Source organism: Flavicella sp. IMCC45668, assembly GCF_057219105.1.
This window is the reverse complement of record NZ_CM170114.1, coordinates 3,249,999-3,265,841: the sequence shown is the minus strand read 5'-3', so window position 1 is coordinate 3,265,841 and position 15,843 is coordinate 3,249,999. Positions and strand designations below refer to the sequence as shown.

The 15,843-nt window shown below is 31.9% G+C and carries 14 protein-coding genes; all 14 read right to left on the bottom strand.

The window, feature by feature from the left end; all coding sequences use genetic code 11:
- Nucleotides 1-9: 9 nt before the first annotated feature.
- The 14 genes from AC2DZ0_RS13225 to AC2DZ0_RS13160 all read right to left on the bottom strand — a co-directional run bounded on the left by AC2DZ0_RS13225 (nucleotide 10) and on the right by AC2DZ0_RS13160 (nucleotide 15,831).
- On the bottom strand, nucleotides 10-789 hold the full coding sequence (locus AC2DZ0_RS13225; RefSeq protein ID WP_484642317.1) for a polysaccharide biosynthesis/export family protein: 780 nt from the start codon (nucleotides 787-789) through the stop codon (nucleotides 10-12).
- Between the two features lie 55 nt (nucleotides 790-844).
- Nucleotides 845-2,737 (bottom strand): polysaccharide biosynthesis protein, encoded by a 1,893-nt coding sequence (locus AC2DZ0_RS13220; protein WP_484642316.1) that lies wholly within the window; start codon nucleotides 2,735-2,737, stop codon nucleotides 845-847.
- Complete coding sequence (locus tag AC2DZ0_RS13215) at nucleotides 2,737-3,849, bottom strand: DegT/DnrJ/EryC1/StrS family aminotransferase (RefSeq protein WP_484642314.1); 1,113 nt, start codon at nucleotides 3,847-3,849, stop codon at nucleotides 2,737-2,739. Before AC2DZ0_RS13215 ends, AC2DZ0_RS13220 begins: the two co-directional genes overlap by 1 nt.
- The gene (locus AC2DZ0_RS13210; protein ID WP_484642313.1) at nucleotides 3,846-4,439 is read right to left on the bottom strand and encodes a PglD-related sugar-binding protein; all 594 of its coding nucleotides are present in this window, start codon (nucleotides 4,437-4,439) and stop codon (nucleotides 3,846-3,848) included. The genes AC2DZ0_RS13215 and AC2DZ0_RS13210 overlap by 4 nt, the downstream gene beginning before the upstream one ends.
- A gap of 25 nt (nucleotides 4,440-4,464) precedes the next feature.
- On the bottom strand, nucleotides 4,465-5,574 hold the full coding sequence (locus AC2DZ0_RS13205; RefSeq protein ID WP_484642311.1) for an O-antigen polymerase: 1,110 nt from the start codon (nucleotides 5,572-5,574) through the stop codon (nucleotides 4,465-4,467).
- A 229-nt stretch (nucleotides 5,575-5,803) separates the two neighbouring features.
- Entirely contained in the window at nucleotides 5,804-7,036 is a 1,233-nt protein-coding gene (locus AC2DZ0_RS13200) for an oligosaccharide flippase family protein (protein WP_484642309.1), read from the bottom strand.
- A gap of 4 nt (nucleotides 7,037-7,040) precedes the next feature.
- The gene (locus tag AC2DZ0_RS13195) at nucleotides 7,041-7,937 is read right to left on the bottom strand and encodes an MraY family glycosyltransferase (protein WP_484642308.1); all 897 of its coding nucleotides are present in this window, start codon (nucleotides 7,935-7,937) and stop codon (nucleotides 7,041-7,043) included.
- Nucleotides 7,938-8,393: 456 nt separating this feature from the next.
- The gene (locus AC2DZ0_RS13190) at nucleotides 8,394-8,744 is read right to left on the bottom strand and encodes a HepT-like ribonuclease domain-containing protein (protein ID WP_484642306.1); all 351 of its coding nucleotides are present in this window, start codon (nucleotides 8,742-8,744) and stop codon (nucleotides 8,394-8,396) included.
- The gene (locus AC2DZ0_RS13185) at nucleotides 8,737-9,036 is read right to left on the bottom strand and encodes a nucleotidyltransferase family protein (protein ID WP_484490517.1); all 300 of its coding nucleotides are present in this window, start codon (nucleotides 9,034-9,036) and stop codon (nucleotides 8,737-8,739) included. Before AC2DZ0_RS13185 ends, AC2DZ0_RS13190 begins: the two co-directional genes overlap by 8 nt.
- A 1,566-nt stretch (nucleotides 9,037-10,602) precedes the next feature.
- Nucleotides 10,603-11,526, bottom strand: a complete 924-nt coding sequence (locus AC2DZ0_RS13180; RefSeq protein ID WP_484642304.1) for an NAD-dependent epimerase/dehydratase family protein — start codon at nucleotides 11,524-11,526, stop codon at nucleotides 10,603-10,605.
- Between the two features lie 2 nt (nucleotides 11,527-11,528).
- A complete protein-coding gene (locus AC2DZ0_RS13175; protein WP_484642303.1) occupies nucleotides 11,529-12,701 on the bottom strand; it encodes a glycosyltransferase in 1,173 nt (390 codons plus the stop codon).
- Complete coding sequence (locus AC2DZ0_RS13170; protein WP_484642301.1) at nucleotides 12,698-13,771, bottom strand: glycosyltransferase; 1,074 nt, start codon at nucleotides 13,769-13,771, stop codon at nucleotides 12,698-12,700. The genes AC2DZ0_RS13175 and AC2DZ0_RS13170 overlap by 4 nt, the downstream gene beginning before the upstream one ends.
- Nucleotides 13,771-14,853 carry a glycosyltransferase gene (locus tag AC2DZ0_RS13165; protein WP_484642300.1) on the bottom strand — a complete coding sequence of 361 codons (1,083 nt, stop codon included), beginning with the start codon at nucleotides 14,851-14,853 and terminating at the stop codon, nucleotides 13,771-13,773. Before AC2DZ0_RS13165 ends, AC2DZ0_RS13170 begins: the two co-directional genes overlap by 1 nt.
- A 21-nt stretch (nucleotides 14,854-14,874) precedes the next feature.
- Nucleotides 14,875-15,831 carry an EpsG family protein gene (locus AC2DZ0_RS13160; RefSeq protein WP_484642298.1) on the bottom strand — a complete coding sequence of 319 codons (957 nt, stop codon included), beginning with the start codon at nucleotides 15,829-15,831 and terminating at the stop codon, nucleotides 14,875-14,877.
- Between the last annotated feature and the right edge of the window lie 12 nt (nucleotides 15,832-15,843).

Here is a 15,843-nt window from a genome sequence, read left to right as displayed (position 1 = left end):
TAGTTTTTATTAACGCAATAAAATGGAAATTACAGTAATCGCTAGAGAAGTAATGGATATGATAATTCCGGTAGTAGAACTAGTAGCGGAATTGTTAATTTTCGGTTTATTTGGTTCTACATACACCACATCATTTTGCTGCAGGTAATAAACTGATGACTTAAACAAATCAGGTGATGTCAAATCTACACGTTCAAATTGCTTTCCATTTTCATTCTCTCGTATCACCAAAACATTATTTCTTAACCCCCATAAACTAGTATCCCCAGCCAAACCTAATGCCTCAATCACAGTAATTCGTTCATTCTTGACAGGAAACGTACCTGGTTTTTTTACTTCTCCTAAAACGCTTATTTTGAAGTTTACTATTTGAATGGTTACCACTGGGTCATTTAAAAAAGGGGTCAATCTAGATTTGAATAATTTTATTGCCTCCAATCGTGTCAAACCCGCCAAATGCATTTTTCCTAATTGCGGGAATTCAATCGTTCCATCCTGGGCAATTAAATAAGCTTGTATTTGAGGATTCCCTGTTGCATTTAAACCTGTTATATTGACAGCTGCGGCAGGCAGGTTGAAAGGCAAAGCTGCCTCCCCATCAATTGACGATACAATAATCGATAACTGATCATCGGGTTTTAAGACAGGTGAATAATTCGAGTTTCGATTAATCGAATCCATTGCCGCGGTATCTACTCCTTGAAAATACACTAAATCTTTTCTAGACGCACAAGATGACAGAATCACTGCAAACATAGACAACGTCAATATATATTTTATAATTTTCATATTCTTTTTTTCACGCGATGCGAAAATACATTTTAATATTAATATTTTATACTTTTTAAACATCTAACTTGCTAAACTCAGAGTTTTGAGATAAAAACTCTGGTACAATATCTTTTATCTTCGATACGGTTTTCTCAGCATCTATGTACTTGTTTTCAAAACACAATAATTCAATTTCTTTCAAAACAAGATCATCATCTAACTCTCTAACTTTTGAAATCATTATCTTTTTATGATGGGTTGGCATGGTGTTTTCACCATCATTTAACAATTCTTCGTACAACTTTTCACCAGGGCGTAATCCAGTGATTTTTATATCTATTTCCTCCGGATATTTAAAACCTGACAACTGAATCATTTTTTTCGCCAAGTCATAAATCTTAACAGACTCACCCATGTCAAAAATAAATATTTCACCACCTTTCCCCATAACACCAGCTTCAATTACTAATTGACAAGCTTCTGGTATAGTCATAAAATATCTCGTAATTTCTTTATGGGTTAAGGTCAAAGGCCCGCCTTCTTCAATCTGCTTCTTAAACAACGGAATCACAGAACCATTAGATCCTAAAACATTACCAAAACGAGTGGTTATGAATTTTGTTGTGCCATTCGCTTTTTTATTCATCGCAGATACATACATCTCTGCAATTCTTTTAGTAGCCCCCATCACATTGGTCGGATTCACAGCTTTATCTGTTGACACCATTACAAATTTATCTGCACCATATTTCAAAGACAAATCCGCTATATTCTTTGTCCCACCCACATTAATTTTCACTGCCTCATACGGGGTCGCTTCCATTAGAGGCACATGTTTATAAGCAGCAGCATGAAAAACAACCTGAGGCTGATATTCTCTAAAAAGAGCATCCATCCTATTCAAATCTCTAACATCCGCAACAAATACATTCACATTTTGAAATTTGTTTCGTTTTAGCTCCTGTTCTAAATCATATAAATCAGATTCTGATTGATCCATCAAAATAATCTGCTTGCAGTTATAAGTACAAACTTGTCGAGATATCTCACTACCAATAGAACCTGCCGCTCCAGTTATCATAACCACTTTCTGATTTAACTCCCTTAAAACCTCTGTATTATCTAAGTTTATCGGTCTTCTTTCTAACAGATCTTCAATCTTTACTTGTTGTACTTGTCCTATATTAAGATCTCCATCCACCCATTTAGCAACTGGTGGAGCAATTTTGGTTTTCACCCCTAGAGACAATAATTCATCCACAATCTGAATCAATCTACTCTGCTTGATGTTTTGAATAGCAATAACAACCTCTTCTACCTCTTCCTCTACAATAAACTCAGGAGTAATCTCTAATGAATTATAGACGGTTAGTCGATCAATTTTTTTACTTGTTTTTTTGGGATTATCATCAATAAAACCAACTACTTCCAATGCATTGTCAGTATCCTTCTGCAGGGTAGAATACATGATAATCCCCATTTCACCCGCTCCATAAATCAAAACCTTTTTCGGTTTTTTCAATTCAAAGGCAATCCTACGATACACGTATTTGAAAAGAAAGCGCAGTGTAATTAAAACAATGATATTCAACAGATAATGAATAACAATAATCGCTATCGGAATCGTAAATTCTAAATGAAATTCATAATACCGATTGATCAAAACCGTAATGATCATCAATATAGCCAAAAGACTCACCCCTACATATACGTTCAAAGCATCTCTTAATCCCGTATGTCGAATTACTCCTTTATAAGAACCTGCCAATAAAAAACTCAGTAAAGCAAGACCGATGATCAACGGCATTTCCATAAACAACTGATATACATCAAAGTTTATAGAAAAATTGAATCTGATAAAATACGCAATAAAAAATGTTTGAATGATCAAAAAAACATCAATCCATAAGACAAGCCATCTCGAAACATTTTTCTGAGCGTAATTTATTAAGTATGATCTAATCATTAGGTTGTTTGGTCTAAAATAATCTTTGCAATAAATTGCTGAATATCCCTACTCAAATTTTCACTGCTAGGCAAAGTTACACCTTTTTTAAAAATATCCTCGGAACATCCGTTTAAATAACTACGAGAATTTTTAAAAAATGGTTGACAATGCATTGGATTCCAAACCCGACCTATTTCTATGTGATTCTTTTTAGCCAAATCAACAATTTTCTCAACAATCTCCTTTGATGGTAATAATCCAGAAGTCAACCATCTATTCGATATCGTATTAGCCAATTCCTTTTGGAAGCTAATTGAATGAAGCTCCTTGGCATAATTTTCAAACACCAATTTTCTCGCTTGAATGCGTCCTGCTAAACTTTCCATTTGCGCACAGCCAATAGAAGCTATAATATTTGACATTCCATAATTGAACCCCAATTCAGAATGCAAATAAAAATTAGCAGTATCTTTTGACTGAGCAGCATAAAACTCAGCCTTTTTGATGAAACTTTCATTCTGACTTACCAACGCTCCCCCTCCACCAGTACTTGCAATTTTATTGGCATTGAAAGAAAACACTCCTACATCTCCCATAACACCACACCTAACACTATTATATTCTGAACCCATCGCAGCCGCAGCATCTTCCAATACCGGTATATCATAAAAACGAGCTACCTCCATTATTTCCTTCATTTTTGCGGGCATTCCATAGGCATGAACTACTACAATGGCTTTGGGTTTGTTACCTCTATTGATTTCAGAAACAATGGCTTTTTTCAATAGGTCAGGGCACATATTCCATGTTTCATTTTCTGAATCTACAAAAACGGGTTCAGCTCCAAGATAAACAATTGGAAAGGCACTAGCTGCAAATGTAAATGTACTACAGATTACAACATCTCCATTATCCACTCCCAAAACCTTTAATCCCAAATGAATTGCCGAAGTACCCGAATTCAACAAAGAAACATTCTTTACCCCTACAAATTCTGAGATATATTTTTTGAAAAGATCAACATAAGTTCCCCTTGGTCCAATTTCATTTTCCGAAAGAGCCCTTGACATGTATTCTAGTTCCTTTCCTTCCATAATCGGAACTGACAATTTCACTTTGTAATTTTTCAACATTTTGGTTTTGTCATTAGAGTTCCCATTGGAACCATCGAGTCATCCTCAATAACCACGGGGTAATCTATCTTTACGCTATTACCCAAGTATACTTTTTCACCAATTGTAGCTTTAGAGGAGATACAAACATTTGGCATTAATATAGAATATTCTTTAACAACTACATCATGACTTACCACTGAAGCTGTATTGATATATACAAAATCGCCAATTTTAATATTTGTCGTCAACACAACATTTGCACCAATAACAATCCCTTTTCCAAAATGGACATATGTCTGATCATAAATAACCACCGAAGGATGGAAAATATTTGGAAAAATAATATTAAGGTTACTCAACTTATCGACTATAACTTTCTTAATTTTAGGATTCCCAATAGCTACAATGATATAGATTCTTGTTTTAACCGCATTTAATTCTTCTAGTCCTCCTAACACCTGCACACCGTTTATTTCATGGCATGCTACTCCATCATCATAGAAACCAACAATATCCCAAGTTTGTTTAACCGAATTAATACATTTTAAAATACCTAATACCTCTCTACCTAATCCGCCTGCTCCAACAATGGCAATTTTTTTCAAATCCAATTTTATTTTTATATCAATATTATTCAATCATTTTGTTTCGCTTCTTAAAGAACAATAACAGACTTACAAAAGTCAGAAGTCCTAACATAAAACTTGTAAGCATTTTTATGGAACTCATTAAATCACCTCGAAGCAAATAAAACTCCCAAATCATCAAAACTAACAAACTTAATTTAACCAAAGCACCTAATTCTTTTCCTCTATACAAAGCATCAAAGAACGCATTAAAGAAAACGATAAAAACGGTAAAAATCAATAAACCAACCCATCCAAAATTCACAAAACCTTCTCCAAAATAAGGCATAGCCACATTCAAGTGAGAATACCCAACAACATCACCTAACAAATGACCAGAGCCAGGTGGTCTATTATTCCATTGCCCTTCCTGCACAAAAAAAAATAGGCTTCCTACTAACTGCTCTCCATTGGTAATTAACTTATTATCAATCACTAGCAAAAAATTTTGAAATGCATCAAAATGACCTGAATTGAATAATTCATATTCAAATTTGAAACTCCCTTCTTTAAGATGCCGGAAACTATTCCATAATGGAAAAACCCCAAGCATTCCAATTAAAAAAAGCAAAACAAAATTCACACTCTTTTCTAAAAAAGGTATAAAAACAACTAATAAGGGAATATATATTACTGCCATCACTCCTCTTGATAGAGACGTTGGAAATAACACAATCAAAAACACTAATCCAAGAAAAAAGGTATGTACGTTATTTTTTTTGATGATAAGCTTATGATACATTAGGACGAAAAAAGGAATATATCTTATGATCAATAAGAATGCATATCCAATCAACCCGAAGGAGGTATTCTCTTTCAATCTAAATGTAAAAGGACGAAAAATCAACAAACCCCAATTAAATTTTATTAAAATCAAAAAAAACAATGATGTACTCAATGATATCAAATATAATACATAAATATTATCATGTGTTAAATTAAACTCTTTAGAAATTATTTTATTCCTAAAAAACAACAACTTATTATAAAGCTTGTTATAACCCAAAACATACAAAGACATAATTATAAAAATAATCAAACCCATAGTCACATATAGATTCGACTCAAGCACAACATCCAATTGAAAAGTGGTTTCATTTTTAAATTGGACCATCGGAGCTATTCCAAAAAAGAAATAGTTAAAAAGACAAAAAACTTTATTAAAGGAAATGGACGTTTGATCCTTTGTAAAAAAAATTCCTATCAAAGAAATTATACAAATACTAAAAAACAACATAAGAACAAGTAGATTATATCTTGAGCCTGTGTTGCTAAATAAAAAGACCATTGTAAATAAGATTAACACAGAGAATAGATAAATATTTCTGCTTTTAAATATTAATTTAGACATCTTTCATTTTTTTTGAATATGCAAAAGATAATAACGCATAGATAACCTTACCAAAAAGGAAAGAAAGGGCACCTCCATACATTCCAATATTACGAACTAAAAACAAGGAGCAAACTAACATGGTTAATGACGAAATCATCGTTAATTTACCGAATATTTTATCTTTAAAATTAACCATTAATCCATTTACACCATATGAAGATACAACACTCATTAAAAAAGGAACGGGAGAAAGTATTACAACAATCTTTTGAACGAGTTCTAAATATTCTACATCATCAAAGGACAACCAATGAGATAATAAATATTCACTTGTCAATAACATAGTTAAACTAAGTAAAACTCCTAACACTAATAACACAAACTTACCAGTTCTCATAAAAGAAGAATTTCTATTTACAATCGGATAGAACACTTTTGTTAAAATATTGTTAATCGTTGAAAATGCCCCTGTAAATTTCACTCCAACCTCCATCAAACTTGTTTGAACTGGAACTCCCATCGCTCCAACTAAAAAAACAGACAATATACCGTATGTAGATGGCAACAACAAACTAATAAAAGCACTAAAATTCAACTTTAAATAACTAATTGTTCTTTTTAGACCAACCCATCTTAAATTAAATCCATATTTTTTTATGACTAAATAAAATGATATACTCCACACAATAAAAACCCCAAAAGCCTCGAAAACAGGTATCCACAACAAATCTGTTTCATCTTTAATAAAACAAACAACTAGCACTACATAAATGGCTTTACTAATAAAATTAATAAAAGCGATATATTTCATTTTTTCAATTCCCAAATAAAACCAATGGATTGAAAAAAAATTTGCAAATATTAGCACTGAACTGAAGAAATAGAGGTCTTTAAATTCATTAAATTTTGGAACAGTAATAATCAAGCATACAACTGCAATGTATATTACAATTAATAATACAGTTTTTGCAGAAATTACTTGGTTAAAAATTAGATTTAATTTATCAATATCTCCTTTATGTTTTGCTATTCCTCTTACTGTTGTTAGATTAAAACAATAACCTAATACATTTACCATAAATAAAACTAAAGACATGGCAAAAGCATACACCCCATAATTATGAATCCCAACTTTCACAATCAGAAATGGAATCAAACCAATAGTCAAGCCTAAATCTATTCCTTTTAAAGCAAAAAGAGAGATGCTATTTTCAAAAATTGACTGATACTTTTTAAGTCTCACTTAACTATTTTGATTTTAAATATTTAAATAAATATACATACAAAGACACGCACATTACAACAACGACAAAGAAGGTAATTAATTGTTCTATCAAACTTTTAGTATACATTGTATAAACTATAAAATTAATTCCAAGTTGAAGTCCAAAATACATAAAAGAAACCTGCATATGAGAAATTTTCGCGACATCTACCAATTTCTGATATATATGATGTCTATGGGGTTCTGTCAATTTCTCTCCCAAATATTTCCTATAGAATAAAGTAACAATAGTATCTACGCCATAAAGCACTGCGCATAAAATTATTACTGGAGCATTCAAAGTATTAATTAAAGAAATACCTATAAAAAACAAAATCACAGCTATGGAAATACTACCAATATCACCCGCAAAACAACGTGCTTTTTTTCTAAAATTATAAAAACCAAATACTAATAAAGCCATCATGACAATTCTTAAAAGATCTTGATCGATCACTAAAGTGTTTTGATTTATAAAATAGAACCCGAACAAAACGGCTAAACTATATAAACCCGTAATTCCATTAATACCATCCATAAAATTGAAAAAATTGATAAACCCTACCCCAACAATGGCCAACAACACCAAGCTCCACAACGGGTTCCCAAATACACCAACTTCTTGAAACACCAGTAGTATCGCGGTCAATTGAAAAGGAAACCGCACTTTTGAACTCAAGGTTTTAATATCATCAATAAAACTAACAATTCCAATTAAAGACACTCCTAAAACTAAATAAGGATAAGAAAAATCAGATATGATAAAATAAATCCAAAGTGCAAATAAAAAAAGACTTCCACCACCACGAATGGTTGGTACGGTATGTGAACTCCTATGATTCGGTTTATCTATGATATTAAACTTATCTGCGGTTTTCATATATATGATTGATATGACTATCAGTAAAACTGCAACAATCCCGTATGTTTCCATTATCTATCTAGCTATTTTCTTTAATCCCGACAAAAGTAACTAATTTCTATGATTGATTTTTATTTTAGTCTTGATTAATTGTTTTGATATTTGAAGTGGAAATTTGATTGTTAGTTAGTCGGGCATAGACTTTGACATTGACTTTTTCCTTCGTAACCATAGCTGGACATCGAGACCCTCGAAGCGATATCGAAGGGTAAAAACATAAAAACCTAGATTAATTTCATAAGATTGCTTCAATCATGCTTCTCTCACAATGACGGGAACTTATGCAATCTAAACGTCATTGCGAACGAAGTGAAACAACCTTTTATTCAATGAGTAGATTGCCGCGGTGGTAAACTCCCTCGCAATGACGGAAACTTATACAAATCAAATGTCATTGCAAACGAAGTGAAGTCTTTACTTATTTCCCTTTATTATCTTGGCAACTTCCTTTTTTAGTTTAGGAATGTGGTTTATTACTATTGACCAAATATTCTCATCGGATATACTGTCATATGCATGGATAACTTGATTTCTTAATCCAATAATTGCTTTGGCATCAGAAATACTATTTTCATATGAGGGATCTCTTTTTAGAATTCGATTTACAGCTTCTCCGATTATTTCTAAATCTCTTTCAATTGCTCTTTTAAGCATTGTATTTTTTCTGTATGCAATGAAGTTTTTTTCTTTCCCTTGAAAATATGATTCAATTTCATCTAGTGCAAAATCGATGTCATAAATCCATTTTAAAACTCTCTCATCCATAAATTAATTCTTTGTTTTTATTTATAGAATTAATTAAAATCGGGTTTTTTAAAGTTTGTTCCTCAATCAAATCGATATCTCTTTTAAATAATTTCCCCAATTTTTCTTTGAAAGAAATATAATTCTCGAAATATTGATTTAAATTTTTCTTATCAAAACTCACAAGAAAATCAATGTCACTTTTAAGAGTAAAGTTTTCGTTTGTAGCAGATCCAAAAAGATATAATTTTTCAACATTATGCTTTCGACATAGTGTTTTAACTTTTTGAATATTCTTATCTAATTGTAACATATATCAAAGGTAACTAATTTTCATCGATTTTTAATTTAAAACATCTATTTCTAATAACTAGCAGCGCGGGATGACATGAAAGAGTGAAGTGGCGAGATAGTGAAACTGTGATGGTGTGGAATAGTAATGTCCTGAAAAACAAAATGCACGGTGTGCAGAAAAACGACCTCCCGAAAAAAGTGAGAGCGTAAAATAGTGACTCAATAAATTGGTGAAGATCCTTGAGCTTTTAGCCTTGAGCCTTTAGCTCTTGGTAATTGATCGTTGGTGGGGAGTTGACTTTGAATTTATCCAACGTACCCTGAGTATGTCGAAGGGTAAAGATCTTAATTGACCTTGTGCTATTTTTAAACTAGACTCCAAGAGAACATATTATCGCGGTCGTATACTTCTCACAATAACAGAAACACAATATTCTATTTTTTCCTTTTGTTCTGACACAAAAGAAAGAAAAAGTCAAGTCCTGATCTTTCATCGATCATTTTACAATTTAAAGACTAACAAAAAAGAACTCGAACTACGTTCTCAAACAGCTTTTTAGTTTACGCCTTTTTCATTGAAATGATACTCGACTGCAAGATCTATGACTGTACTAATAAAAAACAGTCCGGCGATTTTTTTTAGGAATAAAACATGCTCACACGGTTGCAAAACGTTTGATAAGATTGAATTTACTACAAAGATTTTCTTAGGACAAAATCCTCATGAAATACGCAATAGAATATTTTTTCTGATTATTCGTCATAGCATCTAGGAGACGATTTTGGTATGATGTTCGGTCAGTTCCAGTGCTTCGACAAAGGAGAAGTGTATTGAGAACTATAAAGATATAGGTCTGAAAACTTCTCGATACTAAATTCTTCATTTCATTCGTAATTTCACTCGAAGTGACAATTGGCTATCCACTTTGGCTTAGTCTTTGACATACTGTTAGGAGATTGCTTCGGTCATACTTACCTCACAATGACGGAAATCTGAACAATTCAAACGTAACTCCAAGCGTAGTGAAGCAATCTCTTATTTAATGACCGGAATGCCTTTTTTTAAATTGTCATCGCATGTCGGAGACGATTTTGGTATGACGCTCTGTCAGTGAACACACTTCGAGGGCCTCAGTGACCGTGCTTCGACAAGGGAGAATTGTATCGCGAACTATGCAAATTTTGGCGTAAAAACTTCTCGATATTAAATTCTTCATTTCATTCATAATTTCACTCGAAGTGACATTTGACCGTCTTATATTTTATTCCACCTACATTATCAACGAGCAGACTCCCTTTCAAGTAGAGAATGACGTTTATCGACTGTTTGGAATCACTGAAATACCTGCCGTTAAACTGAACTCGCTTCCGTATCTGTAGAATCATCAACAAAGTTAATTTCCTTTTGTACGTGATGCAAAAAAATAAAAATGTAAATTCTGTAACAAACCTCCTTCTTTTTGCTTTCGCTTTCAGCTTTTGGAGTTTTGTAGCTTGTTCCTAGTGTCAGGTATCTTGTAGTGATTCTTTTGAGGTGAAGATTTTGAGACGCTTCGGCTTTAAGCTTCTAGCCTTTGGACTTCCTTTATTTCAAAAAAGATTCAACCGTTGCTCTAATCCCCTCTTCTGCTGTCAACGGAAACTCCTTGCCAATTGCCCTTTTTATCTTGACATTCGAAACACAATAATTTTCTGTCAATTTTTGAACTCGCTCACTGTTGATCGGCAAAGGTAGTACATCTCCTAATTTTGCAATTAAATTCACCAACGACTTAGGTAGGTTTAAAACCTTTGCAGGTTTCTCAATAACTTCACCAATAATAGTTACCAACTGCTTTGTCGACATAGTAGCGTCATCGGCTACATGATACACTCCAGAAGCAATAGATCTATTCAATATGAGCTCTTTGATTACAAAACATAAGTTCTGAACCGATAAAAAAGAACGTTGATTTTCATATTTCCCGAAAGGATAAGGAATGCCTTTTGATACAAAATTATACAACAAATTTAAATTCCCCTTGTTACCTGGTCCATGAATCATACAGGGTCTTAAAATATAGACTCGTTTGCCTTCTGGCAAATTTTGATTCAAAATATACTCTTCTGCAGCTAGTTTTGATTTCCCATAAGCGGTAACTGGATTCGGTTCAATTTCTTCATCTAAATAACCATACACCTGATCTGCTACAGCTTTTACAGAACTCATATAAATAAAAGTCTCACAGGTACTATCTAGAAATTGATCAAATAATTTTTTAGTTAGTTCTGTGTTGACTTCGAAATAGTCTTTTTCTTCTGAGGTGTTTTTTAAATCATGTGCTTTTCCTGCCAAATGCACAAAAGCATTTTGCGTATTCCATATTTCTTTGGATAAACACTCATACGATATATTGGTATTCTCCGTATTTCTAGAAACACCAGTAACAGATATATTCGTATTTTCTATAAAGGATTTTAAATTAACACCTACAAAGCCCGTTATACCTGAAATTCCAACTTGATACATAATTACAGGATAGAATTGTATAAATTTAATATTGAAGAATATACTATTTCTTCTGAAAAACGTCGTTTATATAATTTTTCACTTTCTTTTCCCATTGTAACTAAATCTTTAGTTCGAAACTCTAGAATAGCATTTTTTATTTGATGAATGTCTTTTGGCCTGATAAGCACTCCATTATTTCCATTCGGAATTAAGTGATTACATCCTGGCATATCAGTGGTCACAATAGGTTTGCCCATAGCCATTGACTCTAATAAAAATCGAGGAGTACCTTCCCTGTAATAAGTAGGCAAAATACTTACATCACTTAGGGCTATAAGCTGTTCTACATCATTTCGCTTGCCCAAAAACTGAATAGAAGGATAATCCTCTATTAACTTTTCAATTTCCGTCGGCTTTACTGCAGAAGGATTTTCTACATCACTCCACCCCACTAACAATAAATTAATGGTACTAGAGGATTCTTTAATAGCTTGTTTGGTTCCTTCGATTAATTCCAAAACTCCTTTTTCCTTGAGTAACCTTGAAACAAAAATGAATGTCATGCTATCGTTTTCAGAAGCAATCCCTAATTCTTGAATTAATGAAAGATTTTCATGAACTTTAGTTGGACTATTTTCTGTGTTAAATCTATCTTCATTTACAGCGCTACCTTCTATAACAGAAACTTTATTTTTTAAACCTAGCTCATAACTATCTTGCTCATTCTGAAAAACTGTATAGGGCTTAAATCTAAAATTATTAAAGCTATAAAGTGATTTGATCACAAATTGAAAAATTCTATTTTTCAATGACCTTGTTGTAAATGCAACTCCGAGTCCAGTGACATGGTTTACTATCTTTGACTTTGTGTTTCTACCTGCTACAAAAGTCCCTATTAAATTTGGTTGCAAACGATAAAAATGGACAATATCAAAATTATTTTCTTTTAAAATAATTTTTAGTTTTTTTGCATAATCCAACTTAGTAGCAAAACCTTTTCCTCTAATATTAGCTCCTACCTCAAGAACCTTTATTCCAGACTTTTCAATTATTTCTTTATGTCCGTCTTTAGGTATAATTGCGGTAACATTAACACCTTTATTTCTCAAATAAACTGCAAAACGTAGTCGCGCTCCTACAAAATCCGCTCCAAAATTTTCTATCAAAGCTACTTTCAATTTTTTATTTATCATCCCTCTATAGCATTATCAATTAACATATCCCATTTATGATATACGATATCAGAAGCGTAGTTTTCTATAACGTGCCGGTAACCATTTTCTGCTAAAAACAATCTTTCTTTATCAGACATTTCTACAAGTTCTTCTATTTTGTTAGCTAAATCTTCAGGATTCTGAACTTCAAATAACAAACCGGATTTTGAAATTTCAACTAATTCTTTACAACCTGGAATTTCAGAAGATATTACTGGTAGTTTATTTGCCATTCCTTCTAACAATGCATTTGGAGTTCCTTCCCACAAAGATGACAAGACTACACAATGACTTTCGTTTATGTACGTTTGTGTATTTTTCACAAAACCAACAACATTAATTTCCTCTTGTAATCCATTCTGTTCTATAAACTGTTCCGGCCAATCTACATTATATAAATGCCCCAAAACAGTCAGTTTTACTTTTACTCCCTTTTTCACTAAAATATTAATCGCATAGAATAAAGTATGATAATCTTTTTGTGGTCTAAAATGTGCCATACTAATCAGACTAAAATGATCACCTACAACTTTACCACTTTCCAACTTTCTATTGATAGCAATGGAATTATTTATTAAATGAGATCTTTCTGCAACTGTTAAATTTTCCGAAATAAATTTCGCTAATGAATATTCCGAATTAAATGTAGAAATTGTATCTATTTTATGCATAAATCTATACAGGAAACGGAACTTTTTATCTATTTCGTTATTCCTAACAGACGTTATTAAAGGAATTTTATTAATTAGCTTTATAATTCGTGCAACTGTATTCGCACCGAACATGAATGAAATCAACAAGTCTGGTTTTTCTTTTCTAAAAAAAGCATTCAACCTAAATAAACCTAATCCTTTTTTAAACGGGATATGATTATATTTTACATCATTTTCTTTTAGAGTTTCTTCAAAATCATGCTGTGGTAATAGCGCTACAATAGTAACATCATTTCCTGTATTTTTCAAATGGACCGCCAATTTAACCAATTGATGCTCTGCTCCCCCTTTTATCAAAGAGATAGTAAATAAGGTAATTTTCTTTTTTTCTTCCATTATTGACTTATTTTTTCGAACATTAATTCATACTCCCTAACTATCTTAGTAACTTCTAACTTATCAATAGTTTTCGAAATCATCAATTCATTATGTTTCTCTTTCGATTTTTTTTCTACTAATTTAGAAAACTCATAATTATCATTAACCAATAAAATATCGCCATTGATACCATTTTGAATAATTTCATCACCAAAAAAACTAAATCCAATCACATATTTACCACAAGCCAATGCCTCAACAACAGCATTCGAAAAACCTTCACTATAAGATGTGATTAAAAACATATCAGCATTATAAACATATTTATAGGGGTTTTTTTTAAACCCCAAAAACTTAACATTATCATCAATACCTAAACTTTTGCACAATTTTAATAAACCCTGTTTTTCGACACCATCTCCCATAATAGAAAGTGTGTATTTTTCCTGATCTAAAAAAGCAAAAGACTTTAACATTCTATCGAACCCTTTTGAAGCAACTAATCTACCTGAAGAAATCAGATTAATTTTTGTAGTATCAAAATAATCGCACTTTTCTTTCTTCTTTGATTGTATTTCATCTATATCAACTGGATTATTTATAATCTGAATATTACTTTCTTTTATTTTACAACAAGCCATTAAATCCCGCTTCATAGCAATCGATTGGGCTACTACAATATTGTGTAAATTCAAAAAAAACGTTAATTTATTCCCTATGAATTCTTTAAACTTACCTGTACCAAAAGTTATTGATGCTTTCTTTGTCTGTCTGCCTATAAATTTAATGTTCGGAAATAAAATTGATATCATGGCCATCAACAAATTCAAATGATTAAGTGTTGAAAAAACCACATCAGGATTTTTTTTCCTCAACAATCCAATTATCTTAAATATTGCCTTTCTTACATTAGGTGTTTTTAAGTCAATTATTTCTATTCTATTATTGACATAACCCGCACGTGCACCTATCTTATTAACCACAACTAATATCGGTATAAATTTCTTAGTGTCGATATGATCTACTAAGGTTAGTATAACTTTTTCAGCACCACCACCAGCTAAACTGGGAACTATAAACAAAACTTTTATTTTCTTCAAACTAAATATATTTTTTAAAACTTATGCCCCAAAACCAAAATAATACTCATCATAGCGACTAATCCAAGACATTATAAAATATGCAACCGCAAATAGATTGTACAGTGGACTCTTAATTCTTGTTTGCAACCAAATAAAAATAAACAAAACAAATACTTCCATCAGTCTTCCTGCAATGGTAGGTACTAAAGGGTATAATATCAAATAAACTAAAATAAATAAAGCCTCTTTAGAAAGGTCTAACTTAAAACATCTTAAACTAGAACCTTGAACCAAAAGAAACAAGCAAAACCAATACAGCCAGCCTATCCCTAAATTAGTCTCATCACCAATATTAGAAACATAATGTGATTGTCTTTCAGTGGCAAAAGAAATAAAAAACAATAACACTAATAGAAACAATACCCCGATTAAAACTAGTCTTGTTTTAGAAACGTTCTTAACTCCATTCACAAATTGTTCACTGTAAAAATAGATAGTAATAAATAAAAAACTATTATGAATTAGCGGTGTAACCCAATAAAGGATATGTCTCTTAATTCTTGGCTTGGGAAGCAAATAAACAGAAAAAACAAGAATCGATAATGCGACACCTTGCCTTATATGGGTAATGAAATTAACTAAAAACCCGGCTGATAAAACAATTGGCAAGAGTCTGTAAAAATGCTTCGTAGATCGAATAACATTTTTCATAACTATGAAATATGACAAACAGCATATTGAAATTATGTATATTTCCGTATCAAATTTCAAGTAATAACAAAGCCCCATTAAAAAAACCCAGAGACTTTCGTTTAACAAAGTTGAAATGAGGTTCGACATATCAATCCTTTGTTCTATAAACAAGGGGAAATTTTCTATCATTGATACATATGAAATCCGATCAATTATATCAACTCCATAACTACCTATTAAAAGCGAAAGACCAACACCAACAGAAAACAGGTATAAAATCCTATTAAAAACCCAATAGTTCATAAAAAATCAATT